Raw genomic sequence first — 1,496 nt, forward strand, 5'->3', positions numbered from 1 at the left:
ACCTGGGTGATCTTGGTGTCGCGGGCGAGTCTGGTGCGTTTGTGGTGCCATCGTGATCGTGCTTGGTGCTTGCGGCGCCAGTTCACCCAGTGGGTTGTGTGTTCGGACGGTCGGGGTGTGGTGTCGGCGGTCAGGTGTTTGATTTCGGGGATGGTGAGCGGGATCATGCCGGGATCGGCGGGTGGGGGCTGGTCCGGGTGTGCTGGTTCGGAGGCTTGGCTGTTGGTGCGGTCGCGTAGCAGCGCGGCGGTGACGGCGCAGACAGCGAGGGCGGCGCAGACGAGCACGGTGTGCCGGGCGATCGCGGTGTAGAGCCTGGCTTGGGACTGGTCCAGGCCGAAGCTGTCTTTGCCGAACTCGAATCCTTCCTCGACGGGCCAACGGAGCCCGGCGGCGCGGATCAGCCTCGTCTTGGTGAGCAGTTGTCCTTCGGGTACGAAGCAGTAGTGGAAGGCCAGTTCGCCGGTGCGCAGGTGTTTGCGGATGAGGAGGTAGCGCCGGGGTGAGGCGGTGGCGATCCAGGCCCATGCGTACCACCGGTCGCCTTTGGAGCCCTTGCCGGCCGAGCGGATTTCCCACCGTCGCTTGTGTTTGAGCAGTGTCTTGGTGGCCTGTTCGCAGGACAGCACCGTGCCGCTGGGCAGGGTGATCCGGAAGTTCTTCTGGACCCGCAGCACATAGGCTTGCTCGTCGGCCTCGAAGTGCTCCCGTAGTTCGGTGCAGTTTCCGTAAACCTCGTCCCCGCAGTAGAAATCGGGTCGGGTCCCGTCGGTGGTCGCTGTGGTGCAGATGTCGATGGCGAGCTGTCCTTTGGTGCGGAAGGTCAGGTCTGCCGGTAGTCCCATGCGCAGCGCCCGCACCGGGTCGGTGAGGTGTTCTTCGGGAATCCACTGCCGGAACCCGATCAACGCGTGTCCGGTGCCTTCGCGCACATACGACAGGTGCACCGTGTTGATCCCGTTCTCCACCCGGCCCGCGCAGCCCATATGCTGGCGTTTGACGCCTGCGGTGGCTTCGCCTTTCTTCTGCTGCCCGGTCTCATCCAGCGCCCCGATCACCAGCTTCCCGCGCCTGCGTCCGGCCTTGCGGGCCGCTTCCTCCAGCCCGGACACCGCGAACCGCCGGATCTTGGCCATCGCCGCGGCCTCATCCCAGCGCGCCCGGTTCAGCAGCCGCTGCGTCTTGTCCGGCGTTCGGTCCCCGACGTGCTCGGCAACGGTCCATCCGTTGCGTTTCGGTATCTCGCTCATCACCGCCCGCACGTACTTACGGGCCTGCACGAACGGCTCGATCCGCCGGAAACACCAGCGCAGCTCCTCCAGTAACTCACCCAACTTCCGCCCACCCAACCGAGCACCTATCCTGGCAGCCGCAGCCGCCTGTGATCCTGTTGTCTTCACAAAACACATGATTAACAGGCGGCTGCCCTACATCGAATGCAGCCCCCAACCACACGTTCCCGCAGGTCAAAAACCAAATGGCTGCTGCCGTACTAG

General features: G+C 64.8%; 1 protein-coding gene. It reads right to left on the minus strand.

The genetic code is table 11. From position 1 onward, the window contains the following. Positions 1-1,334, minus strand: a 1,334-nt coding sequence (locus ACWDKQ_RS36110; RefSeq protein WP_450143231.1) for an IS701 family transposase, incomplete at its 3' end; no start/stop codon positions are given. Positions 1,335-1,496: the final 162 nt, after the last annotated feature.

This window comes from Saccharopolyspora sp. NPDC000995, from assembly GCF_053599315.1.